Source organism: Mesorhizobium sp. L103C131B0 (assembly GCF_000502275.1).
In the GTDB taxonomy this organism is placed as follows: Bacteria; Pseudomonadota; Alphaproteobacteria; order Rhizobiales; family Rhizobiaceae; genus Mesorhizobium.
Genome location: NZ_AYXC01000003.1, coordinates 1 through 17,182, shown reverse-complemented (window position 1 = coordinate 17,182; position 17,182 = coordinate 1). Strand labels below are relative to the sequence as shown.

The following is a 17,182-nucleotide window of genomic DNA, read 5'->3' as shown; positions in this document are numbered from 1 at the left end:
TCTGCTTCCAGGCGAAGGCAAAGTTTGCCTCACCGTCCGAAATTGGGCGCGAAGCAGCCTTGGTCAAGTGAGGCTCTCAGCAGTGCAGCCTCCAGTGATCCACAACACAGCCCAACTAAGCCAACTGTGCACCGTGCGGCATTCATCGCCGCCGCAGCGCGATACCGCCCTGTTGCCGACCTTCACAAGCACACCTTCCTTGGCCTCGATGTCGGCAAGTTCCCCCCTCGCCGCCAACAACATCGCGCATTGGCCGGCATCAATCATCTCCTGTGCGGCGCGGCACAGCCGACAGGTCTTGCCTTGTCCGGAACCGAAAGTGGGGCTTCGATCGACGCCGGCACGCCCCGCACATCCAATGGTCCGATCATATCTCGCCACCTGCAGGGCGTCTCGATTTGACGAAGAATCCACGGTATGCGCCGCGCCAAGGTCAGCCGCGCAGGATGAGATCGACCGCTTGAAGCAGGGCGTTTGCGAAAAGCGACACGCCGACCCCGTGCCTAAGCCGAGGAGCTGCGCCACAAACGCCTTGCGCTTGACGGAGATCTCCTCGCGCTCATCGACGAGTTCGGCCAGCATAGCATCGATCTCATCGGTGATTGCTGCCTCCGACCAGCCCGCCACTATGAGGGTCGCCAGAAACGCCACACTTCAGGAGCGTCCAAGGTCTCGACGATGTGGCTGAACACCTTCCGGTGATATTCTTTCCGTCCGCCAGCGAAAGCGCAGCTCTAAGGTATCGAGATCCGCTGGACCTTTGCCATTTCGATGCGCGTTGCCGATTGACTCGACGAACTTTGCGAACGCATCCGTCCCATCGAGATTGTGATGAACCGGAATTCGGTTGGCTGTGCACCATTGCCCGCGGCCTCAAACAGATCTGGCAGCACCTCTTCAACGATCGTGCGCGAAGTCCAAGGCGCCATTCCCCGGCGGATCTTGATTTAGTCGACCCTGCGGACCACAGGTTGGAGCGTCTGGGCATCGCCGCCTCTCGCGCGCTCGACGACGATGCGGACGCTGGCACCGTCGCGGTTGGCTACCACTTCTTCGATCATTGCGGTGAGGCCGGCCTTCAACGTTGCAAGCAACTGGTAGAGGACACCGGAAAAGTTCCATTTCCCGACCGTCAATGCGCCGCCATCGCGCTGGTTCGCCATGCAAACGTCATATCCGCGACGCCCTCGAACCCAATCCCTAAGCCGAATTATACCGGCGCGATCGATTGAAATGGCGACTGACGCGTATGGCTTTTTGAACGCCGTCGAGTACAACTCTCGCTATGGGGATCTCGCTCTATCGACAGTTCCGGAAAACCTTAAAGGGGACGCCGCTCACCGGGCGCTATATGCCCTACAATTGGTCGAACTTGCCCAATCCGATTGGCGTCCAATGGATGGCGTATTCGTGGATGCTCGACGAATTTGGGCGTGAGCTCGCCAATACCATCAATAGATTTACCAACGACGTCCATAGCCTGACAGCTTGGTCAAGGGTGATCCAGTCGCTAACGCAGAAGAAACAATTTGACGCGACCCATGAATTCATCGACACACTCGCCACCAACGCCTTGAACTCTCCCTATGTAGTCAAGGGGCGCTTCGGCTTCGCCGCCGCCCATCTGTGCCATCAGGCGAATATGCTCAAGCGGCCAGCCACCTGGAGCGACGACCTGCCGCTCGACTACGACATCTATCCCCACGTGGCTGACAAGTATGGCAAGTCTTGGCGAGGCTACAAAGGACTTAAGCGCGCGCTTGACGCCATTGGCGCAAGTGCCTTCCGCGGTGGCACCGACGATTTCCGCAATGCCTACAATCATCGTTTCTCGCCGCGGTTTGTGGTTGGAATGACGCAACTCGTAACGCGGATCGTCAACGAGAAGACGGGCCAGGTCCGTTACGGGTTCGGCGGACGTGAGCCGCTCGACCTTGCCAAGATTGTGACCTTGCTGGAGCGAGAACAGATGCTGTTCTACGTCGCGTTCGCTAGCTTCCAAGAACTCGTACGCGAACACGAAGCGGCAATCCGAGAACAAGCCCAATGCTAGTCAGCGAATGTTCAGTGGCGCAGGGGGAGTGCGCCGATCTGAGGGGTGCATTCAATATCTGCGTCTAGAAACTGCCGTCCGGTGCGGGCAACAATTCTGTCTGAAATCAGATCCTGGACAGAGTCGTTCTTCTATTGCCGGCAACAAAGCGCAATGCGGGACAGAAAGATTGGTTGGAATGATGGATTGGCTCCGGAGGGGCGGCGGTCTCTTGTCGCCGTCGTCAGCGCATTGGATTCATCGGCCATGACGAGTGGTGAATCTAGGCTGGCTGGTTTTCTGTCTTGCTTGCTTATCACCCCTTTTTCTCCCACAACTGACGGAACGTGCCTTGCTTCGTCAAGCTCCCTTTGGATATAAGCCACACAAGGTCGACCTTGGGAGGAATGTAACGTGCGAAAAGTTGAGACGGCGCTCAAGCTGCTTTCGATGACTTCAGGCAACGGTCCCGACTTTGCCGGACATTGGAAAAACGAGCTTGGTTCGAAGATGTTTCTTGCCGTTGTGGGGAACAAAGTGTCCGGTTCATATACGACCGCGAAAAGCGGGAGCGGGAAGTCCTTGACCGGAGACGTGGCCGGATTTGTAAATGGCGATCTAATCTCGTTTGTCGTCGCCTGGCCGGTAGCAGCGATAACTGCTTGGGTAGGGCAACTGACTACCGCTGCAGATGGTTCAGACGTTCTCGACACTCTTTGGCAGATGACGCAAAACGTTGCCGATGCCGAGGAACCCGACGATATGTGGGCTTCAATCAACGCAGGTGCGGATCAATTCGTTCGGGAATAGCCGCTGCCAGGTTTCGGCTGTTGCTCTCGCTCGAAGGTTCGGCGATGGTGGACCTGTGATCTGACGAAGGCTAGAATAGCCGGTCTTACCTGTCCCGGATGTATAAGTTCGTCAGACCATTTGGCGCACCGATTTTGACCGCAGCTTGCCAATTGCGAGGATTTCCGCAACTTGGCAACAAGGACGGCGTCTGGCTGACCTTGTTCCTCGACCACCTGGCCCGATCCGGATCTAGCCGCCGAATTGGCAGCGGTGCCCTGGGCGCGCCTGGGTATCAGGACGGTGATTTCAGCGGAGAATCGTATGACGAGGCTGCTGCATCAGACGACCGAGGGGCTGAGCGAAGTGGCCGTGCCTGACTTCACCTTGGCGCAAGTGCGTGAACATCTCCGCCGGTCCGGCCGCGATCCTAAGTTCCTCCCTGACGACGTGCTGCTGTCGCTTACACGTCCCACATTGGCGGCGATCTATTGCCGAATTCCCGGAAGCGAGCGCTGGGCCGGCTGTCAGCGAATATGAGCTAATCGATCGATATTGGCGAAGGGCGACGATAGAGAACCGCACCCAGGCGCGTTCCATGCCAGCGACGGATATGCTTTGCTCCGTCTCGCTGGCACGCTACTTGATGGGAGTGCGATCTATCCGTGGACGGCCAGCGTTGCTGCCAGACTGGCCGTTGCAGACGCGACTCGCGATCGGCTCATCACCGCCGGCGTGCTGCGTCCCGCGCAGAGTCGGCCGCCTACCTGTTGTTGGAGCTCATGCCGAAAGGGCAGCGGACGTCGTGCTGGGCGACCACGCCGCAGCGCCGGTTCCCGTTCGCCATCAAATTAGGCGCTTGCTGTGCCGTGCCGCACCACGGCGACGCTTGGTCGAGACGATCACTCGCATGAGCGAGTGCACAGACAGTTCAGACCGTCTGATGGTCGCCGAACTTGCGGGATGGATGCCGATCGAGGAGTCTGTGGAGTTTCTCGAAGGCTTGGTCGACGGCGAGTCAGAAGCGGTTGAAAAGGCGGCTCTGGTCGCGTTGCGACAGCAACAGGCCGACGCCGAGACCGCAGAGCGCATCGCCGCTTTGCCGGACCAACCGCAACCGCGGCAGTGGGCTTGGCTACATGCCCTAATTCGGCGTGGCGACCCCGCTCACCTCGCAGACCCCAAGCCATCCGCGTTCGATCCATGCTTTGCTTGACCATCTTGGGGAATATTTCCGGGAGGAAGCGAATTCGCTGCTCAAGAAATGATCGAAGGAACTAGCGGACGCGGCCGAAAGGCTCGAGAAAAACTCCCACCGGTAGATCGCACGCATGCACGGCCCCGATACATACCAGGCGAGGTGGGGACTGGCGAAGGACTATCCCGTGGTCGCCCTGAACTATTCGGCCGCCTGATAAGCGCTGGCAAAATCGTTAGGTTTGGGAAGGAAGGCTGCTCCGGCCAAGAAAACCTACCTCAACGCGTAAAGCGAAAGCCTGATCTCAATTTTGCGAAGCGCTCGCTGGGACCGGCCGCAACGCGGTCAGGATCAAGAACCTAGCGTGCGACCAAACGACACCAAGCGCTACCCGTTGTCCAGCGTGGAAGATGATTGCCTTCGTGGTTTCTCCGACGCGCCAGCGCCCAGTAAACCTTCCTTTCTGGCCTTGGCAAATGCCCGGTCACCTTCCAGAAATCCGACCAGCATAAAGGGGATCAGTTCAGCCACGGTTTCGGACTCGCCATAGGTCTGACGGTAAAGTGCGGCATAGTCATTAAGTGCTTGGCTCAAGTCGGCGCCAACGGTGATGGTGATCTTCGAAGGTGTCCGGTCCGGAAGTTTTCCGAGTTTCAAATTAGCCATCAAGTCCTCCTGTTCACCCCGTATATGGCCGCAACACGAGGTCCTTGTGCACGACGACGCGCAACGGCCAACCAGGGCGGACAGTGATCGTGGGTTGGACGTTCAGGTTCTTTTCCGTGATCCGTTGGCCGGCTTGACTGACGTTCTGCTGGGCGGATTCACGAATTGCCTTGACCAAGTCGCTTTCATTTTCCCCAAAGCTCAACTCGGTACCAACCCCCAGCAATGTGGCCACCGCGACGCCTTTGATCAGCTGCCAAGTATGGAAATCCACTTTGTCCTCGAGCCCGGCATAGCCGGCCGCGTCGGTCACGGGCAGATTGTCGATTTCGGTAGAGGAGCCGTCCGGCATCACGATGCGTTGCCACACCAACAGAGCGCGCCTTTGCCCAAAGGCTACAACGCTGTCGTAGGTGCCGATCAGCCGTGAGCCCTGCGGGATGAGCAGGATGCTGCCGGTGACGCTGTCGTGCACATTCTCGGTGATCTGGGCGACGACAAGGCCGGGCAGATCGGAATTGATGCCGGTGATCAGGCTTGCAGCGATCACGCTACCGGCCATGATCTGATAGGGCGAAGCCGGCGTCTGCAGTGCATGCGGGTTGTAGATCCCGCCGGTGTTCCGTTGATCGATGAAATCGAGCTTGCGCTGTTGATTGTTCTGGTCGCCCTCGGCCGGCGCGACGGAAGCTCGCTGGCCTTCGGTATCTGGCTGCGGAGACGCCGTCTCGAAAGGCGAACGTCCGCCCTGCCCATTGCCAAAAGCTTCCGTCTGCTGGGGCCGGTTTTCGATGCGGAAGAGGACTTGCGACTCGCGCGCCTCAATCGCTTGTTGTGCAAGCCGCTGCGCCTCGGCGGAAACGTCTTGCCCAGGTGCGATGCCAAGCTGGCGCTGGTGCTCGAGAATAGGACGGCCGAGATCCCCGGGCAGCGGCGGTCCAAGCACCGGAGCCTTCGGCTTGCTCCCGGAATAGTCCTTGGGCAGCGATTCAAGTCCCTCGGCGGTCGGGTTGCGGTCGGTGCTGTAAAGCTCTTCAGCCTGCTGCTTCAGGCGCAGTGCCGGCCCCTGCAGCGCCATCATCGTGACGCCAAAGATGGTGGCGGAGCCAACAGCTGCGATCGCGACGATTATGCCGCGCTTGAAGCGCACGGCCCGGCGCGGTGAGGCCCGCAGCTGCAGCTGTTCGGGATCGAGTTTGGGCGGAACATTGGGGCGGGACGTGTCGGTCATGAGCCTCCCCTCACCTGCCAAACCGCGAAAAGAGCGATATCCGCCGCGGCAGTTGCCGTCCGTCGGTCCTGGTGATGCGCACCACCTGCTGCTGCTTGGCGCCGAGACGGAGTTCAGCCGCGGCAAAGAGGCGCTCGACGATGTAGTAGTTGCCGTGCATCCGATAGTTGACGAGCTGGTTGTCCCCGTCAGCACCGACGATGAAGAGCGGTGGCGCCTCGCCCTGATCAATGCGCTTCGGGAACTCTATGTAGACCTTGCTGCCATCATCGAAGGCGCGCGTCGGTCTCCACGGCGGCGTGTCGCCGGTGATCGAATAGCGGAAGCGGATGTTTTCGAGTGCTACGTTCGAGGCCGCGGGCATTTCAGCCTCTGCCTGAGCGTTGCGCCGCCGAAGCGCCACGAGTTGGTCTTCGCTGTAAATCCAGGAGAGCGCCGCCATGGCAGTTTTCTCAGTGCTTTGAAGCTGCAGGTGATAGGATCGCCTGTCCGTCGTGATGACCAGATTGGTGGCAAGCCCCGGCGCGAATGGCTTCACCAGCACATGAGTGCGCTGGTCATCGCCTGAGCCACTAACGGTGTCACCGATCACCCAACGGACCGTATCGCCGGCTGAGACCGAGGCCAGCTTCTCGCCCCGCTGCAATGAGATATCGGTGACGCGCTCCGGCGCGGCGTAGAGCTGGTAGAGCGCGCCGTCGGCAAAGGGGTAAACCTGCACCGCATTGACATAGCCAAACTTGGTGGGTTGTTGCGTCGCCGCCTTGTTGGCATCGGCGACCTGTTCTTCCGGCGAGCGCTTATCTGGGGCGGGCTTGCCGGGTGCGGGCATCAACTGACCAGGCAACGGTAACGGTTTCGGCACTTCCACGACCTTGACCGGCTTCTCCGGCGCCTTCTCGATCGCGGCTGGTTTGAAGTCCTCGTGGTCATAGGAAATCTGAGGCGGCGGCACTGGCTTCGAGGCACAGGACGAAAGAACCGCAGCAGACGCCGACAGGATCAAGGCAGCACGAAGCAATGGGGCTCTATTTGTCATTGGCGGGCTCCTTAGGGGAAACGGGGGTTGGCGCGGCGCTGTCGAGCTCGCGCGACCAGTCGATGGCGTTGATGAAGACGCCGAGCGGGTTCTTGCGCAGCTGCTCGGTTGTCCTAGGCGGGCGGATGAGGATGGTGAGGATCCCGATCCAGCGCGTCGTGCTGGCGAGGCTGCCGCGCTCGAACACCTGCTCGGTCCATTTGACCTGGAACGAGCTGTCGGAAGCCCTGACCACGCTGGTCACCTGCACTGACACGCTGCGCGTGCCGATTTGGCCGAAAGGGTCGTTCGCCTTGGCATATTCGTTGAGGAAGAGCGCCGCTCGGTCGGTGGCAAAGTCGTAGGCCGACAGCCAATTCTGCCGCACCAGAACCGCATCGGTGGAAACCGAACGGACATTCTGGATGAAGCGGCTGAGATGCCAGGCGATCTGGGCATCGTCGGGCTGGTAGTTTTGGACTGCCGGCGCGACCGCGTGCGCCTCGCCAAAGCGGTCGACCTCGACGACATAAGGCACGACGCGGCCCTGCATCGACTGCCACAGAAGCCCACCGGAAAGCCCCGTCGTCAGAGCCAGGCAGCCAAAGGCCATGAAGCGCCAGTTCTTGGCCTGGACGCGCGCCGTGCCGATGCGCTCATCCCAGAGTTGGCTGGCCTTCTGGTAGGGTGTTACGGGTTCGGGCGTCTTTCCATAACGCTGAACGGGTCGCTTGAAGAGCATCTAGTCTTCCTTGTCATTGAGGGAGGGATTGGCGCCGCTTCCGCCCCGATCTCCATCGCGCACCGCCTGCGTGGCAGCATTGCGATGGGCGCGTGCGGTCTGTTCGGAACGCAGACGCCTTGCCCAGACCGGCGCGGGGTCAGAGGCTGCAGCGGGCGAGGTTCCTGTCTTTGACTCGGTCGGCATGCCGCCGGTCGCGGTCCAGCCGGCATCGCGACCGGCGTCGGCACTACGGCGGAATGGTTCTGCTGCGGATCGCATTCCCCGCATCGCGGCGCCGCTAGCGGCACTCGCAACCCCATGCAGCCCAGCAGCTACCCCGGACAGCCCGGACTCGGGCGATGTCGCGCGCCCCGTTTGCCAAGCGACGGTGGCAGCGGACCCCATGGCGGCGCCGGCACGGACTGCGGCGAGGCCGCCGCCTGTTGCCATGCGCGCGCCGGCAAACGCAGCGCCTCCGGCAACGAGCGTTGATCCAGCTGCGGCCGCCGTTGTTCCAAGTGCCGCGCCGGCGCCAAGCTGCGGCGCGCCGGAAACAAGACCCGAGGCAATCCCGGGGCCGAAAATGCCGAGCCCAAGCAGCGCCAGCGCACCCAGCACCTGAGACATGGCCGCCGCCAGGTCCGGCTCCTGGCCCTGCAGGGCGGAAGCGAACTCGCCAAAGAGCGTGGAGCCGATGCCGACGATGACGGCAAGCACCATCACCTTGATGCCCGACGAAATCACATTGCCGAGCACGCGCTCGGCCAGGAACGCCGAACGGTTCCAGAGCGCGAAGGGCACCAGGACGAAGCCGGCCAGCGTGGTGAGCTTGAACTCGAGGATGGTGATGAAGAGCTGGATGGAAAGAATGAAGAAGGCGATGAGGACCAGGAACCAGGCCAGAAGCAGCACGAAGATGGTGAGCGCGTTACCGAAGATCTCGGGGAAGCCTACTAGCTGGCTCGCTTGATTGAGGAGCGGCCAGGCGCCCTCGAAGCCGGCCGCGGCAATGCGGCCTGGCCGCAGGAGACTGTCGGCGGACAGGTTGCCGGCCGATGCGTTGATGCCGAGACCGGCAAAGGAGCGGTAAATTATGTCGGCGAGGTTCTTGAAATTGTTCAGGACGAAGGCGAAGGCGCCGACATAGAGCACTTTGCGAACAAGCCGGCCGAGAATGTTGGGCTCGCCGCCGAACGCCCAGACCAAGCCCGCGAGCGTGATGTCAATGCCGATCAGAATGGTGGTGAGAAAGGCGACGTCGCCCGAAAGCAGACCGAACCCACTGTCAATGTAGCGGGTAAAGGTCTCCATGAAGCGATCGATGACTCCGAGGTCGTTCATGTCGCCGCCTTCCTCGTTGTCTTGAAGAACTGCCGCTCAATTGCCGGGATAAGCCGTGCCGGTGCCCAGGAAACGCTTCGTCGTCTCGCGAGCGGCTTCCTCAGACTGCGCCTTGCGCGCCGCATCCTCGGCTTCGGCCCGGAACTGGGTCGCAAGCAGCGTCTGGATCTGCATCTGCTGCTTGGTCGAAAGCGCGATCAGCTGATTGGAAGCCTGGCTTGCCTCGAGGGCACCTGCCGCGCCCTGACTGCGATTGACGAGATCGGTAAGCAGGTCGCCATCGGCCTGCACGTTCTCGACGATCTGCGACTGCGCGCTCATGGTCTGGCGGAACGCCTGCATGGCGCTCTGCCAGCGCTCGCGCGCGGCGCTCGCGACATCGCTGACCTTGATGGTGGCGTCGTAGCTTTCCGGATATTGCTGGCGCCACTGGTCCTGCAGCTTGTCGAGATCGAAGCTCAGGCCGCTCGCCTGGGTCATCAGACCGTCAATCCGTTGGAGCGAGCCGGTAAGCTGGCCCACGGAAGAGAAATCCAGGCGCTGAAGGTTGCGCGCCATGTTCTGCAGCATGGTCGCCTGGTTCTGAAGCGACTGGATTTGGTTGTTGATCTGCTCCAATGCGCGTGCTGCCGACAGCACATTCTGCGTATAGTTGGACGGGTCAAACACGATGAGCGCATAGGCCGGCTGGACGTAGTCAGCCATCGGTTTGGCAATCAGGGAAACGGTGACTAGGCTAGTAAAAAGGCGGCGTCCGATCATGACGATTGCTCCTTGTTAGGTTGAGGAAATTGCTGGAGAAGCTCGGCAGCCCAATCCAGGCCGCGCGCACTGAAGAAACGGGCGGCAAAGCTGCCCTGCCCTTCTTCGGAAAGAATATTGTCGATCAGGGTCTGCGCGGCCGGGTCGGAGGCGCCGCAAAGCGCAAGAGCAATCGGGCCTAGCCCGAGCTCGAAGAGGCGATTGCCGCGGCGCGACTGCAGATAGTAGTGGCGCTTCGGCGTGGCGCGGGCGACCAATTCGATCTGTCGCTCATTAAGACCGAAGCGCTCATAGGCTGCCCGTGCCTGCGGCTCCACCGCACGATCATTGGGGAGAAAAATGCGCTGCGGGCAGCTCTCGATGATTGCGGGTGCGATAGAAGAGCCGGCGATGTCGGCAAGCGACTGCGTCGCGAAGATGACGGAGACGTTTTTCTTACGCAGCACCTTAAGCCATTCGCGGATGCGGGCGGCAAAGAGCGGGTTGTCGAGATAGACCCAGGCCTCGTCGAGCATGAGCAGCGTCGGCCGCCCGTCAAACCGGTCCTCAAGACGATGGAACAGATAGGTGAGCACAGGCAGCACAGCGCCTTGGCTGTGCATCAGCTCCTGGGTTTCGAAACACTGCACATCCGAGATGGCCAGCCGGTCGTCATCGGCATCGAGAAGGCGGCCGAATGGTCCGTCGAGCGTGTAGGGCATCAATGCCGATTTGAGCGCATTGGACTGAAGCAGGACCGACAGGCCAGTCAGCGTGCGTTCCTGCGCCGGCGCGGTGGCGAGGCTGGTGAGCGCCGACCAGATTGCCTCCTTCACCTCCGGGGTGACGGTGACATTCTCGTGGGCAATGAGGCCGGCGATCCATTCGGCCGCCCAGCTCTGTGTGGCCGGGTCGTCGATGTGGCGCAGCGGCTGGAAACCAAGCGCACCATTCGCACCCAACGCATGGTGGTCGCCGCCCATGGCAAGCGCGGCGGCGCGGGCCGAATTGCCTTTGTCGAAGACATAGATTTGCGCGCCAGCGTAGCGCCGGAACTGCAAAGCGATCAGGGCAAGCAGAACCGACTTGCCGGCACCGGTCGGCCCGACAATCAGCATGTGGCCGACATCGCCGATATGGGTCGAAAGCCGAAACGGCGTCGAGCCGCTGGTTTCGGCGAAAAGAAGCGGCGGAGCGTAATCGCCGGTGACCTCGGCAAGGTGCTCGTTCTCCGCTGGACCTGCCCACACGGACGACAGCGGCACGAGATGGGCAAGGTTAAGCGTGTGAACGAGCGGCTGGCGAACGTTGGCGTAGACATGACCCGGCAATGAACCAAGCCACGCTTCGACGGCATTGATGCTTTCGCGAATGGTGGTGAAGCCGAGCCCGTTGACGATCCGCTCGACGGCGCGAAGCTTTTCCGCGGCGGCTTTACGGTTCTGATCCCACACCGTCACCGTTGTGGTGAGATAGCCGAAGCCGACATGATCGCCGCCCAATGCCTGCAGTGCTGCATCGGCATCGAGCGCCTTGTTGTCGGCGTCGCTGTCGACGAGAGGCACCGGTTCGTTGGTCACCACCTCGCGCAGAATAGCCGCGATCGATTTGCGCTTGGCAAACCACTGCCGCCGGAGCCGAGTCAGCGTCTTCGTGGCTTCCGCCTTGTCGAGTGGAATGAAGCGCGTCACCCAGCGATAGGCGAAATCCTGGTTATTGAGCACATCAAGGATTCCTGGCCGGGTGACGTTCGGAAAGCCGAGAACTGTGAGCGTGCGCAGATGCTGCTCGCCCAGCATCGGCTCTAGGCCGCCGGTCAGCGGCGCGTCAACCAGGACGCCGTCGAGATACATTGGCGTTTCCGGCACGGCGACCGGATGACGGCGTGTCGAGATCGTGCCGTGCAGGTACGTCAGGGTCTCGGCATCGTCGAGCGCGCGCACCTCGGGCACGAAGCCCGAAAGAAGATCAAGAACGCGGTCAGTCTCGTCTCGGAACCGGGCAAGCTCCTGGCGCCAGTCTCTTTCCCCTCCCAAGTCATGCGAGTCGACGAGAGCACTTTCCGCGCGCGCTTGGCCATCGGGCCCAGGCATGAAGACCAAGGTCAGATGATAGATGCTCTCGAAATGCGCGACCTTGCCCTCGAAGGCCGCGCGCCGTTCCTCATCGATCAGCCATGAGGCAGCATCGGGAAGGGCCGAGCTCGCATAGCCCAGCGCTTCGATGCGCTCGGCCTCGAAGAATAATGCCCAGCCAGAGCCGAGCCTTCTCAGCGCATTGTTTGCCCGCGCGCATATGCCGATGAGTTCGGCCTCCGTCGCGCTTTCAAGGTCGGGGCCACGAAACCGCAATGTCCGTTGGAAGCTGCCATCCTTATTGAGCACGATGCCGGGCGCGACGAGTGCTGCCCAGGGCAGATGGTCGGCAAGCCGGTCGGCTTTGCCGCGGTATTCGGAAAGCTTCAGCATGCAAGCCAGCCCTTTTGACGAAGATGACGGACAAGCACGCTGGCAAAATCCGGATCACGCCGTGCGGCAAAGACCGCGAGCGTGTGGCCGGCGATCCAGAGGATCAGACCGGCAATCCACTGCTGCAGGCCTAGGCCGATGGCCGCGGCCACCGTGCCATTGAGGATCGCCACCGCCCGCGGCGCGCCGCCGAGCAGGATCGGCTCGGTGAGCGCCCGATGGACCAGAACCTCGAAGCCTTCGATATGCTGCTCTCCGGTGCTCATCAGACGACTGCCCCGCCGCCAAAGGAGAAGAAGGAAAGAAAGAAGCTCGAGGCCGCGAAGGCGATCGACAGGCCGAAGACGATCTGGATCAGCCGGCGGAAACCGCCCGCCGTGTCGCCGAAGGCAAGGGTCAGACCGGTGGTGATGATGATGATCACCGCGAGGATCTTGGCGACCGGCCCCTGCACCGATTCCAGAATCTGCTGCAGCGGCTGTTCCCACGGCATGCCGGAGCCGGCAGCGTGGGCCTGGGCCGTGAGAAGAAGCGCGACGGCGGCGAACGAAAGAAAGCGAAGCTTCTTGCGCATGAGGTGACCTTTCAGAGCTGCTGGAGTTGCGGAAGTGTGAGCGGGGTGACGGCGTAATCGCCGCTGCCGTCGAGACCCGTGACCTCGGCGATCGCGTCAACGCGGCGCGCGGGTCCTCTTCCGGCAATAAAGATGACCAAGTCGACGGCATCGGCGATCAGCCGGCGGGGAACGGTGACAACGGCTTCCTGGGCGAGCTGCTCAATACGATAGAGTGCGGAGCGTGCCGAATTGGCGTGAACCGTGGCAATGCCGCCGGGATGTCCGGTGTTCCATGCCTTCAGCATATCGAGCGCTTCCGCGCCTCTGACTTCGCCGACGATGATGCGGTCGGGCCTCAGCCGTAAGGTCGAGCGTACGAGATCGGCGAGTGTGATGGAGCCCCGCCTCGTCCTCATGGCAACGCAGTCCTTGGCCGCGCATTGCAGCTCGCGGGTGTCCTCAATCAGGATCACCCGCTCATCGCATTCGGCGACTTCTGCCAGTAGAGCATTGGTAAGTGTCGTTTTGCCCGACGATGTGCCGCCGGCGACCAGGATGTTGCGCCGCTCGCGCACTGCCTTCCTCAGGGCATCAGCCTGCAGCGGGAGCATGACGCGATCGGCGACGTAGTTGGCCAGCGTGTAGAGTTTTGCCGCCGGTTTGCGGATGGCGAAGCATGGCGCCAGCACGACCGGCGGTAGCAGACCCTCGAAGCGCTCGCCTGATGGCAATTCGGCACTGACAATCGGACTATCTGCATGCGCCTCGGCGCGTACATGGGAGGCGACGAGCCGGATGATGCGTTCCGCCTCGGCAGGATGCATATGCACGCCTGTATCGACCCGGCCTTCTCCCAACCGGTCGAGCCTCAGCGCGCCGTCGGGGTTGACCATCACCTCGATAACGGTCGGATCGGCAAGGGCCTCGGTGATCGCGGCGCCCATGGCTGTGCGCAGCATGGCTCGGCGGCGGTGGTCCGCTGCGGGATGAGAGTTCATCCTTCGCCTCCGTTGCCATTGCCGTGACCAAGCGAGCGCTTCCCGGAGGCTATCTGGCGACCGACCTGCTCGACGAATTTGTCAAAGCGCTCTTGGGCGATCGCCTGTGTCGCCCGATCCGGAATTGGCGTGTGCGCATGAAGCGTGATTGAAAAGCGGATTAAGAGCGCCAGGCTCTCCAGAGTTATTTCGGCGTCGCGCCTGACATGGTCGAGATCGCGGGAAAGACGGTCCAGCCGCTTGCCGTAGCGCTGGTCGAGCTCGTTTTCACCACGCCGTTCGATGAAGGCCTCGACCGCTTTCGCGACGATTGCCGATTTCGTGGTCGACGGGTTGCGGCTGAGGGTTTCCAGCTTCTCGCTCAATTCGGGTTCGAGCAGAAACTGGTGGCGAATGCGATGGGGCTTCATACGTCTCGTTCCGACTGGCCGGCGCTGATGCGCCGGTGCGAACGAACATCGCCGAGATCCGCAAAATCGCTTATGGGCGTTATCTACGCCGAGATACGCCTCAGTTGCGGAAAGCGTTCAGAAGCCGGGGATGATGTCCTTGTCGTCGCCCCTTCCCTCGCTGAGGCCGTAGGCGCTCGCCGCGGTAGAAACCCGGTCCATGACGCGCTTGTCTGCGAGTGCCTCGGCGTCATCGTCCGACAGATTGAAGAGGTCATCCTGATCAGGCTCCCGAGAGACGACGACGTGGTCTTCAGGCAGGCCGGGATGACGATGCTGTTGCACGCCGCTCCCTTCTTCGATTGCCGCGCCGGCGTGTTCGTCATCGGCAGCGAGACGGCGGTCAACACTGCGGACTTGTCCGCTCCAATCGTCGGGGCGCGACGCAGGACAGTCCGCGTACAGACCGTCGCGCAACACCGGCGCCGGCAGCACCCGTTCGGTGAAATTCGGATCCTGGTAATAGCGCAACTTCTGGGCGCGGATCGGCGGCAACCCCGAAACGAGGATTAATTCGTCAGCTTGCGGCAACTGCATCACTTCGCCAGGCGTCAGCAGCGGGCGAGCAGTCTCCTGGCGACTGACCATGACGTGCGAAAGCCAGGGAGCCAGCCGGTGGCCGGCGTAGTTGCGCATGGACCTGAGTTCCGTCGCTGTACCGAGCGCATCCGATATGCGTTTGGCCGTGCGCTCGTCGTTGGAGGAAAAGGCAATGCGCACATGGCAATTGTCGAGAATGGCGTTGTTCTCGCCATAGGCTTTGGAGATCTGGTTCAAGGATTGCGCGATCAGATAGGCGCGGATGCCGTAACCCGCCATGAAGGCGAGCGCGGTCTCGAAGAAGTCGAGGCGACCAAGAGCCGGAAATTCGTCCAGCATCATGAGCAGTTGGTACTTGCGGCTTTTCTTCGGGTCACCTTCCAGCCGCTCCGTCAGTCGCCTGCCGATCTGATTGAGCACCAGTCGCACCAGTGGCTTGGTGCGCGAAATATCCGATGGCGGCACCACTAGATAGAGCGACATCGGTCGTTCCGCATCCATGAGGTCGGCAATGCGCCAGTCGCAGGCCGATGTTGCCGAGGCAACCGTCGGATCACGATAGAGCCCGAGAAACGACATTGCGGTCGAGAGAACGCCAGAACGCTCGTTCTCTGACTTGTTCAGCACCTCGCGAGCCGCCGAGGCCACGACGGGATGGACCCGAGGTGTGTCCGCCGTGCCGAGGTGGTTGGTGGTCATCATCCGCAGCAGTGTCGCGGCAAACGAGCGTTGCGGATCCGACAGGAAAGTGGCGACGCGCGCGAGCGTCTTTTCTTCTTCCGCGTAGAGCACGTGCAAGATGGCCCCGACCAAGAGTGAATGACTAGTCTTCTCCCAATGATTCCGCCGCTCCAGCGCGCCTTCCGGATCGACGAGAATGTCCGCGATGTTCTGAACGTCGCGGACCTCATCTGAACCCCTGCGCACTTCCAGCAGCGGGTTATAGCGCGCCGATCTCGAGTCGGTCGGATTGAACAGGAGGCAGAAAGAGAACTTCGACCGCCAGCCGGAAGTCAGCTGCCAGTTCTCGCCTTTGATGTCGTGAATGACGGCCGAGCCGGTCCAGGAAAGAAGCGTTGGAACGACCAATCCCACGCCCTTGCCCGAACGTGTCGGCGCAAAGGCCATGACATGTTCCGGCCCGTCATGTCGCAGATAGTGATCCTTCAGTTTGCCAAGGAAAACGCCGGCCGGCTCAAACAGGCCTGCCTTCTCGATTTCCCGAGCCGCGGCCCATCGTGAGGAACCGTAGGTGGTGACCAACCCCCTCTGCCGCGCGCGCCAGAGGGAGCCAGCTATTGCGGCCGCACACCCCAAGAATCCGCTGGCTCCGGCAAGCATGCCGGCCTTGTCGAAGACCTCAGGCGCATAGGCGTCGAAGTGAAACCACCATTCGAACAGTTTCCACGGCTTGTAGATCGGCCGGGCCGCCGCGGCAAACCATGGCGCGCCAAGCTGCGGCTGAAAGTCCAGCATGTGGGCGCACCATTGCGTTGCCGCCCATACGCCAACGACGACGATGGCGAACACAACTACGATCTGGCCGACAAGGAGCTTCGTCGGTGTCACGGGCACAGCCTCCACTGTTTGGTAGTAGATGGAAGCAGCATGACGTGACGTTTCAGAAAATCGAAGATACCCAATATACGCGCCCGTGCGATGCAGTGAACGTTGCAGGCTTGGAAGATTGGGCGCCAAGAAGTGTCATCGCGAAGGCGACGAGCGAATGACTTGTTTGGGGCCGGTGGCAGACGGTACGCTATCGGGAAGGTCCAGCGAGAAGCGGACATGCTAACGACGAAAGAACAGGTCCGGAATTGGCCCTAAGCTGACATCATCAGCTTTCCAAGCTTACGACAAGGGTTCGATTCCGTTCACCCGCTCGAGCACTTAGTTGATCTCGTGCGCTGGCAAGAACTTGGCACGAGAGTCCGACCACGCGCTCTTTTCGCCAGGCGCGCATTGAACTGCGTTAGGGCTGGGGTTGGGAGGCGTAGGTGGTGCGCTCACAACGCCTATCCGTTACAATTGCATGCTCCTCGGAAAGATTACCGGCGGTGATGACGGCCCGCAGTACAGCTCTACCACTACTGCTGGTGGTGTATCCGTGTTCGGTGGCTCGGGCGGCGCCGGAAATGCGATACTAGGAACACAGCCTAGTGGCTGGCGGGGCGGGCGGCTATGGCAAGAGCGGGCGGTGCGGTGGTCAGGCCAATGCCGCGTCATGACACTATAGACGCCCTTTATGCCTGACTGTCCGGGGTAGTGTGCTGAGAGTTCAGCAAATTCGCTGAGAGGGGGCGGTCATGGCAGGCTGGTGATTGTTCACGTCACCTGATTCCCGCGAAGGAACGCCGCCATGACCAAGACTGAAGTTAAGACCGCCAGCGCTGCCGTCAAAGACATTTTGCTTTCGAACCCGGATGGATTG

Annotated in this window: 19 protein-coding genes; 5 read left to right on the top strand and 14 right to left on the bottom strand. The window is 61.3% G+C overall.

Annotated elements, in window-relative coordinates:
- Nucleotides 1–63 precede the first annotated feature (63 nt).
- Together X730_RS157255 and X730_RS157265 are read right to left on the bottom strand one after the other, a co-directional pair.
- Nucleotides 64–651 (bottom strand): hypothetical protein, encoded by a 588-nt coding sequence (locus X730_RS157255; RefSeq protein ID WP_023692442.1) that lies wholly within the window; start codon nucleotides 649–651, stop codon nucleotides 64–66.
- A gap of 296 nt (nucleotides 652–947) precedes the next feature.
- Entirely contained in the window at nucleotides 948–1,163 is a 216-nt protein-coding gene (locus X730_RS157265; RefSeq protein WP_023692444.1) for a hypothetical protein, read from the bottom strand.
- Nucleotides 1,164–1,285: 122 nt separating this feature from the next.
- On the opposite strand from X730_RS157265, the gene X730_RS157270 reads away from it, so the two are divergent.
- The 5 genes from X730_RS157270 (at nucleotide 1,286) to X730_RS1000000165865 (ending at nucleotide 4,236) form a co-directional block, all read left to right on the top strand.
- On the top strand, nucleotides 1,286–2,053 hold the full coding sequence (locus tag X730_RS157270) for a hypothetical protein (protein ID WP_023825853.1): 768 nt from the start codon (nucleotides 1,286–1,288) through the stop codon (nucleotides 2,051–2,053).
- Nucleotides 2,054–2,446: 393 nt separating this feature from the next.
- Nucleotides 2,447–2,842 carry an avidin/streptavidin family protein gene (locus X730_RS157275; RefSeq protein ID WP_023692446.1) on the top strand — a complete coding sequence of 132 codons (396 nt, stop codon included), beginning with the start codon at nucleotides 2,447–2,449 and terminating at the stop codon, nucleotides 2,840–2,842.
- A 303-nt stretch (nucleotides 2,843–3,145) separates the two neighbouring features.
- A complete protein-coding gene (locus X730_RS157280) occupies nucleotides 3,146–3,361 on the top strand; it encodes a hypothetical protein (protein WP_023692447.1) in 216 nt (71 codons plus the stop codon).
- A gap of 370 nt (nucleotides 3,362–3,731) precedes the next feature.
- Nucleotides 3,732–4,037 (top strand): hypothetical protein, encoded by a 306-nt coding sequence (locus X730_RS157285; protein WP_155922416.1) that lies wholly within the window; start codon nucleotides 3,732–3,734, stop codon nucleotides 4,035–4,037.
- Between the two features lie 115 nt (nucleotides 4,038–4,152).
- Entirely contained in the window at nucleotides 4,153–4,236 is an 84-nt protein-coding gene (locus X730_RS1000000165865; RefSeq protein WP_081731033.1) for a MucR family transcriptional regulator, read from the top strand.
- A 170-nt stretch (nucleotides 4,237–4,406) separates the two neighbouring features.
- Here the strand turns inward: X730_RS1000000165865 and X730_RS157290 are convergent, their stop codons facing one another.
- The 12 genes from X730_RS157290 to X730_RS157345 form a co-directional block, all read right to left on the bottom strand.
- Nucleotides 4,407–4,685, bottom strand: coding sequence for a DUF2274 domain-containing protein (locus tag X730_RS157290; protein ID WP_023692449.1), 279 nt, complete (start codon nucleotides 4,683–4,685; stop codon nucleotides 4,407–4,409).
- Between the two features lie 13 nt (nucleotides 4,686–4,698).
- Complete coding sequence (locus X730_RS157295; RefSeq protein ID WP_023692450.1) at nucleotides 4,699–5,916, bottom strand: TrbI/VirB10 family protein; 1,218 nt, start codon at nucleotides 5,914–5,916, stop codon at nucleotides 4,699–4,701.
- Between the two features lie 10 nt (nucleotides 5,917–5,926).
- The gene (gene trbG, locus X730_RS157300) at nucleotides 5,927–6,955 is read right to left on the bottom strand and encodes a P-type conjugative transfer protein TrbG (RefSeq protein ID WP_031196679.1); all 1,029 of its coding nucleotides are present in this window, start codon (nucleotides 6,953–6,955) and stop codon (nucleotides 5,927–5,929) included.
- A complete protein-coding gene (trbF, locus tag X730_RS157305) occupies nucleotides 6,945–7,676 on the bottom strand; it encodes a conjugal transfer protein TrbF (protein ID WP_023724108.1) in 732 nt (243 codons plus the stop codon). The genes trbG and trbF overlap by 11 nt, the downstream gene beginning before the upstream one ends.
- Nucleotides 7,677–8,999 carry a P-type conjugative transfer protein TrbL gene (gene trbL, locus X730_RS157310; protein WP_023724109.1) on the bottom strand — a complete coding sequence of 441 codons (1,323 nt, stop codon included), beginning with the start codon at nucleotides 8,997–8,999 and terminating at the stop codon, nucleotides 7,677–7,679.
- Nucleotides 9,000–9,035: 36 nt separating this feature from the next.
- Complete coding sequence (gene trbJ / locus X730_RS157315; RefSeq protein ID WP_023825851.1) at nucleotides 9,036–9,761, bottom strand: P-type conjugative transfer protein TrbJ; 726 nt, start codon at nucleotides 9,759–9,761, stop codon at nucleotides 9,036–9,038.
- Entirely contained in the window at nucleotides 9,758–12,208 is a 2,451-nt protein-coding gene (gene trbE / locus X730_RS157320; RefSeq protein WP_023724110.1) for a conjugal transfer protein TrbE, read from the bottom strand. The genes trbJ and trbE overlap by 4 nt, the downstream gene beginning before the upstream one ends.
- A complete protein-coding gene (locus tag X730_RS157325) occupies nucleotides 12,202–12,474 on the bottom strand; it encodes a VirB3 family type IV secretion system protein (protein WP_023689361.1) in 273 nt (90 codons plus the stop codon). Before X730_RS157325 ends, trbE begins: the two co-directional genes overlap by 7 nt.
- Nucleotides 12,474–12,782, bottom strand: a complete 309-nt coding sequence (locus X730_RS157330; protein WP_023669260.1) for a TrbC/VirB2 family protein — start codon at nucleotides 12,780–12,782, stop codon at nucleotides 12,474–12,476. The genes X730_RS157325 and X730_RS157330 overlap by 1 nt, the downstream gene beginning before the upstream one ends.
- An 11-nt stretch (nucleotides 12,783–12,793) precedes the next feature.
- Entirely contained in the window at nucleotides 12,794–13,762 is a 969-nt protein-coding gene (trbB, locus tag X730_RS157335; RefSeq protein ID WP_023669259.1) for a P-type conjugative transfer ATPase TrbB, read from the bottom strand.
- Nucleotides 13,759–14,172: a CopG family transcriptional regulator gene (locus X730_RS157340; protein ID WP_023724111.1), complete on the bottom strand. Its 414-nt coding sequence runs from the start codon at nucleotides 14,170–14,172 to the stop codon at nucleotides 13,759–13,761. Before X730_RS157340 ends, trbB begins: the two co-directional genes overlap by 4 nt.
- Nucleotides 14,173–14,289: 117 nt before the next feature.
- Nucleotides 14,290–16,320, bottom strand: a complete 2,031-nt coding sequence (locus tag X730_RS157345; RefSeq protein WP_023825850.1) for a conjugal transfer protein TraG — start codon at nucleotides 16,318–16,320, stop codon at nucleotides 14,290–14,292.
- Nucleotides 16,321–17,182: the final 862 nt, after the last annotated feature.

Excerpts from the sequence above, each read along its gene's own strand:
- X730_RS157325 (WP_023689361.1), bottom strand. The coding sequence starts at position 12,474 with ATGAGCACCGGAGAGCAGCATATCGAAGGCTTCGAGGTTCTGGTCCAT.
- X730_RS157295 (WP_023692450.1), bottom strand. The coding sequence starts at position 5,916 with ATGACCGACACGTCCCGCCCCAATGTTCCGCCCAAACTCGATCCCGAA.
- trbB (WP_023669259.1), bottom strand. The coding sequence starts at position 13,762 with ATGAACTCTCATCCCGCAGCGGACCACCGCCGCCGAGCCATGCTGCGC.
- trbL (WP_023724109.1), bottom strand. The coding sequence starts at position 8,999 with ATGAACGACCTCGGAGTCATCGATCGCTTCATGGAGACCTTTACCCGC.
- X730_RS157285 (WP_155922416.1), top strand. The coding sequence starts at position 3,732 with ATGAGCGAGTGCACAGACAGTTCAGACCGTCTGATGGTCGCCGAACTT.
- X730_RS157265 (WP_023692444.1), bottom strand. The coding sequence starts at position 1,163 with ATGGCGAACCAGCGCGATGGCGGCGCATTGACGGTCGGGAAATGGAAC.
- trbJ (WP_023825851.1), bottom strand. The coding sequence starts at position 9,761 with ATGATCGGACGCCGCCTTTTTACTAGCCTAGTCACCGTTTCCCTGATT.
- X730_RS157340 (WP_023724111.1), bottom strand. The coding sequence starts at position 14,172 with ATGAAGCCCCATCGCATTCGCCACCAGTTTCTGCTCGAACCCGAATTG.
- trbE (WP_023724110.1), bottom strand. The coding sequence starts at position 12,208 with ATGCTGAAGCTTTCCGAATACCGCGGCAAAGCCGACCGGCTTGCCGAC.
- trbG (WP_031196679.1), bottom strand. The coding sequence starts at position 6,955 with ATGACAAATAGAGCCCCATTGCTTCGTGCTGCCTTGATCCTGTCGGCG.
- X730_RS157330 (WP_023669260.1), bottom strand. The coding sequence starts at position 12,782 with ATGCGCAAGAAGCTTCGCTTTCTTTCGTTCGCCGCCGTCGCGCTTCTT.
- X730_RS1000000165865 (WP_081731033.1), top strand. The coding sequence starts at position 4,153 with ATGCACGGCCCCGATACATACCAGGCGAGGTGGGGACTGGCGAAGGAC.
- X730_RS157270 (WP_023825853.1), top strand. The coding sequence starts at position 1,286 with ATGGGGATCTCGCTCTATCGACAGTTCCGGAAAACCTTAAAGGGGACG.
- trbF (WP_023724108.1), bottom strand. The coding sequence starts at position 7,676 with ATGCTCTTCAAGCGACCCGTTCAGCGTTATGGAAAGACGCCCGAACCC.
- X730_RS157280 (WP_023692447.1), top strand. The coding sequence starts at position 3,146 with ATGACGAGGCTGCTGCATCAGACGACCGAGGGGCTGAGCGAAGTGGCC.
- X730_RS157290 (WP_023692449.1), bottom strand. The coding sequence starts at position 4,685 with ATGGCTAATTTGAAACTCGGAAAACTTCCGGACCGGACACCTTCGAAG.